This window comes from Bradyrhizobium sp. SHOUNA76 (genome assembly GCF_023006445.1).
Lineage (GTDB): Bacteria > Pseudomonadota > Alphaproteobacteria > Rhizobiales > Xanthobacteraceae > Bradyrhizobium.
On the sequence record NZ_JALBHA010000471.1, the window covers coordinates 1 to 5,025 of the forward strand.

Annotated in this window: 5 protein-coding genes and 1 pseudogene; all 6 read right to left on the reverse strand. The window is 65.6% G+C overall.

Features of this window, described 5'->3' with window-relative positions:
* Positions 1-989, reverse strand: a 989-nt coding sequence (locus MOV74_RS31035; protein ID WP_246930689.1) for a Mur ligase family protein, incomplete at its 3' end; no start/stop codon positions are given.
* Positions 986-1,927: an acetyl-CoA carboxylase, carboxyltransferase subunit beta gene (accD, locus tag MOV74_RS31040; RefSeq protein ID WP_246930691.1), complete on the reverse strand. Its 942-nt coding sequence runs from the start codon at positions 1,925-1,927 to the stop codon at positions 986-988. The genes accD and MOV74_RS31035, both read right to left, overlap by 4 nt.
* Before the next feature lie 174 nt (positions 1,928-2,101).
* Entirely contained in the window at positions 2,102-2,938 is an 837-nt protein-coding gene (gene trpA / locus MOV74_RS31045; RefSeq protein ID WP_246930693.1) for a tryptophan synthase subunit alpha, read from the reverse strand.
* On the reverse strand, positions 2,935-4,152 hold the full coding sequence (gene trpB, locus MOV74_RS31050; protein ID WP_246930696.1) for a tryptophan synthase subunit beta: 1,218 nt from the start codon (positions 4,150-4,152) through the stop codon (positions 2,935-2,937). The genes trpA and trpB overlap by 4 nt, the downstream gene beginning before the upstream one ends.
* Positions 4,149-4,820 carry a phosphoribosylanthranilate isomerase gene (locus MOV74_RS31055; RefSeq protein ID WP_246930699.1) on the reverse strand — a complete coding sequence of 224 codons (672 nt, stop codon included), beginning with the start codon at positions 4,818-4,820 and terminating at the stop codon, positions 4,149-4,151. The genes trpB and MOV74_RS31055 overlap by 4 nt, the downstream gene beginning before the upstream one ends.
* A gap of 65 nt (positions 4,821-4,885) precedes the next feature.
* Positions 4,886-5,025, reverse strand: a pseudogene (locus MOV74_RS41065) (DUF1049 domain-containing protein); the annotation flags it as partial.

Below are 5,025 nucleotides of genomic sequence, written 5' to 3' on the forward strand. Positions count from 1 at the left end.
CCGCCCTCGGCATTGTGTCCGCCGTCGAGCCAGATCTCCGAGCCCTGCGGCCCAAGAGCGAGCAGCTCGCCCGCGGTGATGCGCTGCATCCGCGCCGGCCATTCCGCGCCGACGATACCGGCCTCGAACGCTGCCTGATTGATCTTGAAGCTCGGAACCGCGCGCAGCGTCGCGATGGCAAGGCCGGCATTGTCGAACTGGTGACGACCGAACAGGCGCGGTGCCGGCAGATCCATCAGGCCGCGATCGTCCGAATAGACCAGACGTCCGCGCTCGACATTGACGTGCCAGCTCTCGTTCGCGGCAAACAGCGGCGCACGCATGCGCTTCGCCTGCCCCTCGATCACGGCCATCGCTTCCGGCGATTGCTCTGCGCAAATCACGGGCACGCCGCGCTTGATGATCGCCGCTTTCTCACCGGCGATCGACGTCAACGTATCGCCCAGGAAGTCCATGTGATCCATGCTGACGGGCGTGATCACGCAGGCCGCCGGCGCATCGACCACATTGGTCGAATCGAGCCGGCCGCCGAGGCCGACTTCGAGAAGCACCAAATCGGCCGGGTTCTGTGCGAACAGGTGGAAGGCGGCCGCCGTCTTCAGCTCGAACAATGTCGCGGCTTCGCCGGCATTGACACGCTCGACCTCTTCCAGGGCCGCGCGCAATTCGTCGTCACCGACCAGCACGCCGCCGCCAGCGCGGCCGAGCCGGAAGCACTCGTTGATGCGGACCAGATAAGGCGAGGTATAGGCGTGAACGCGCAGGCCGGCCGCCTCCAGCGTCGCGCGCAGATACGCGAGCGTCGAGCCCTTGCCGTTGGTGCCGGCGATGTGGATCACCGGCGGCAGCTTGCTTTCAGGGTGCCCGAGCCGCTCGAGCAGCCGGTGCATCCGCTCCAGCCCGAGATCGATGCGCTTCTGATGCAGGGCCGACAGCCGCCCGATCAGCTCGCCGAGCGGCGTCTTCTCGCTGTCGGAGGTCGCGTTCACGCGTGGGGCGCAGCCGGCGCCGTCTCAGCGGCCGATACGATCTGCGCCGGGCTGACGACCGGCTGCACCGATTTCGATGCGCCTTCCTGCGCGGGCGCCTTGGTCAGCAGCCGGCAGAGCCGCGCCAGGGTCGGACGCAACTCGTGGCGATGCACGACCATGTCGACCATGCCGTGCTCCTTGAGATACTCGGCACGCTGGAAGCCTTCCGGGAGCTTTTCACGGATGGTCTGCTCGATGACGCGTGCGCCGGCGAAACCGATCAGCGCGCCCGGCTCGGCGATCTGCACGTCGCCCAGCATCGCGTAGGACGCGGTGACGCCGCCGGTGGTCGGGTTGGTCAGCACGACGATATAGGGCTGCTTCGCCTCGCGCAGCATCTGCACCGCCACCGTGGTCCGCGGCATCTGCATCAGCGACAGGATGCCCTCCTGCATGCGCGCACCGCCGGATGCGGCGAACACGATGAACGGCGACTTCTTCTCGACCGCAAGCTCCAGCCCGCGCACGATGGCTTCGCCCGCGGCCATGCCGAGCGAGCCCCCCATGAAATCGAAATCCTGCACGGCGACGACGACGGCGGCGCCTTCGAGCTTGCCGTAGCCGACCTTGATCGCGTCGTTGAGATTGGTCCGCGCCCGCGCATCCTTGATGCGGTCGACGTATTTCTTCTCGTCACGGAACTTGAGCGGATCGGGCGTGACGTCGGGCAGCGCGACGTCGAACCAGGTCTCGTTGTCGAAGATCGACTTCAGACGCGCCACCGCGCCCATGCGCATGTGATAGTTCGAGCCGGGGATGACGAACTGGTTGGCCTCGACGTCCTTGTAGAACACGAGCTGCCCGGAATCCGGGCACTTGATCCACAGATTCTCCGGCGTCTCCCGCCGCAGCATGTTGCGGATCTTCGGCCGGACCACATTGGTAAGCCAGTTCATGGTTTGCTCCGATGTGCGAACCCGCTTCGCGGATCGCCTGAAGGGATATATGGCGGCCGGGCCTCCGCCCGGCAAGCCGCCGTGTCGTCCGCGTTAGAGCATGATCCGGAAAAGTGTGAAGCGGTTTTCCGACAAGATCATGCTCAAACTAAAGAGCTAAAGCGGAATTATGGCCTATTCCGCCGCCTGTTGCGCGCCCTTGACGCCCTGGGCCAAGGCCGCGGTCAGCTCCGCCACGGCGTTAACGGTCTTGCCGGTCGCCCGCCCCTCGGCATCGAGGCTGTTCTTGAGCGCATCGACCAGCGCGGTGCCGACGACCGCACCATTGGCATGGGAGGCGATGGCGCGTGCCGTCTCCGGCGTGCGGATGCCGAAGCCGACGCAGACCGGCAGTTTTGTATGTCGCTTGATGCGGGCCACAGCCTCGCTCACGGCCGTGGTATCCGCGGCGGCCGCACCGGTGATGCCGGTGATCGAGACGTAATAGACGAAGCCCGAGGTGTTGGCGAGCACGGCCGGCAGCCGCTTGTCGTCGGTGGTCGGCGTCGCCAGGCGGATGAAGTTGAGACCGGCCTTCATCGCAGGCAGGCAGAGCTCGTCGTCCTCCTCCGGCGGCAGGTCGACGATGATCAGACCATCGACACCGGCGCTCTTCGCATCGACCAGGAATTTGTCGACGCCGTAGATGTAGATCGGGTTGTAATAGCCCATCAGCACGATGGGCGTTGCGTTGTCGTCCTTGCGGAAGCCACGCACCAGCTCCAGCGTCTTCTTCAACGTCATGCCGGCCTTGAGCGCGCGAAGCCCTGCGGCCTGGATCGACGGGCCGTCGGCCATCGGATCGGTGAAGGGCATGCCGATCTCGATCACGTCGGCGCCTGACTTCGGCAGCGCCTTGATGATCTCGAGCGAGGTCGCCGGATCGGGATCGCCGGCCATCAGGAAGGTCACGAAGGCCGAGCGGCCTTGTTTCGCAAGCTCGGCAAAACGGGTGTCGATACGCGTGGTCACTTGCTCTTGCCCCTCAGGATGTCGCCGACTTGCGGGACGTCCTTGTCGCCGCGGCCGGAGAGGTTGACGACCATCAGGTGATCCCTGGGACGCTTCGGCGCGAGCTCCATCACCTTGGCAATGGCATGCGCGGGCTCGAGCGCGGGAATGATGCCTTCGAGCTTTGATAGCAGCTGGAATGCGGCCAGCGCCTCGTCGTCGGTCGCGGAGAGATAATTCACGCGACCGACCTCGTGCAGCCAGGAATGCTCGGGCCCGATGCCGGGATAATCGAGGCCGGCCGAAATCGAATGCGCGTCCTGGATCTGGCCGTCGGCGTCCATCAGGAGATAGGTGCGATTGCCGTGGAGCACGCCGGGACGCCCGCCCGCGATCGACGCCGCATGCAGCTGCGTCAGGCCATGACCTGCGGCTTCGACGCCAAAAATTTCGACCGAGGGATCATCGAGGAACGGATGGAACAGGCCCATCGCATTCGAGCCGCCGCCGATGCAGGCGACCAGCGAATCCGGCAGGCGGCCTTCGATCTCCTGCATCTGCGTCTTGGTTTCGTTGCCGATGATCGATTGGAAGTCGCGCACCAGCGTCGGATAGGGGTGCGGACCCGCCACCGTGCCGATGCAGTAGAACGTGTTGTGCACGTTGGTGACCCAATCGCGCAGGGCCTCGTTCATGGCATCCTTCAGCGTGCGCGTGCCCGATTGCACCGGCATCACCGTGGCGCCCAGCATCTCCATGCGGATGACGTTGGGCTGCTGCCGCTCGACATCGACGGCGCCCATATAGACCACGCATTCGAGGCCGAAGCGCGCGCACAGCGTCGCGGTGGCGACACCGTGCTGGCCGGCGCCGGTCTCGGCGATGATGCGCTTCTTGCCCATGCGCCGCGCCAGCATGATCTGGCCGAGCACGTTATTCACCTTGTGCGAGCCGGTGTGGTTGAGCTCTTCACGCTTCAGATAAATCTTTGCGCCGCCAAGATGCTCGGTGAGGCGCTCGGCGAAATAAAGCGGCGACGGCCGGCCGACATAGTTCTTGAGATAGCCGTTCATCTCGGTCTGGAACGCCGGATCGGCCTTGGCCTCGGTGTAGGCCTTATCGAGATCGAGGATCAGCGGCATCAGGGTTTCGGCGACAAAGCGTCCGCCGAAAATGCCGAAATGGCCGCGGTCGTCGGGACCGCTGCGATAGGAATTTGGCTTGGCGATATTCATCGGACGCTCAACTCTTGATTTGCATCTTGGGTGGCGCGCGCGGCGCGGACGAAGGCCTCGATCATCTTGGGGTCTTTGACGCCGGAAGCGCTCTCGACACCCGAGGACACGTCGACGCCGCCGGCGCCAGTGACGCGGAGGGCTTCTGCTACATTGCCGGCATGAAGCCCGCCCGAGACCATGTAGGGCAGTCCCAGATCGAGGTTCTCGAGCAGGTGCCAGTCGAACGGCTCCCCGAGGCCGCCGGGCCGCGTCGCGTCCTTGGGCGCGCGGGCATCGAACAGGATGCGGTCGGCAACCGCGGCATAGCCGGGCAACACGGCGAGATCGGCCGCGGTTGCGACCGGAACCGCCTTCATCACGGGGCGGCCGAACCGCTGCTTGATGTCGCGCAGCCGCGCCACGCTCTCCTTGCCATGGAGCTGGAGAATGTCCGGCGACACCGCGTCGATGATGTTGTCGAGCGTCGCATCGTCGGCATCGACGGTGAGCGCGACCTTAAGCGCGCGCTGCTTTACCTGGCGGCCGAGATCGCGGCCGAGTTCCAGGGACAGATGCCGCGGCGACGGCGGAAAGAACACGAACCCCACCATGTCAGCGCCGGCGTCGAGCGCGATTTCAAGCGTCTCGCGCGTGGACAGGCCGCAGATCTTGACGAGCAGGGACATGATCTCAAAGCAAATGGAGGCCGCCAGACGCGGCCGGAAAACGGGGCTTTCGGTTGCGGCCGCTTCTACAACGTCGCGCGCTGCTTGTCTCGCCCGATGGGCCCGTAAAGGCCGACCCCCGAGGAGACCGGGAGGCGCTGGGACTCGGGCCTTGCCGCGGCCATTTGGGCCCGCAGGTCGGCCAGTTCGCCCCTGGCCGCCCGTG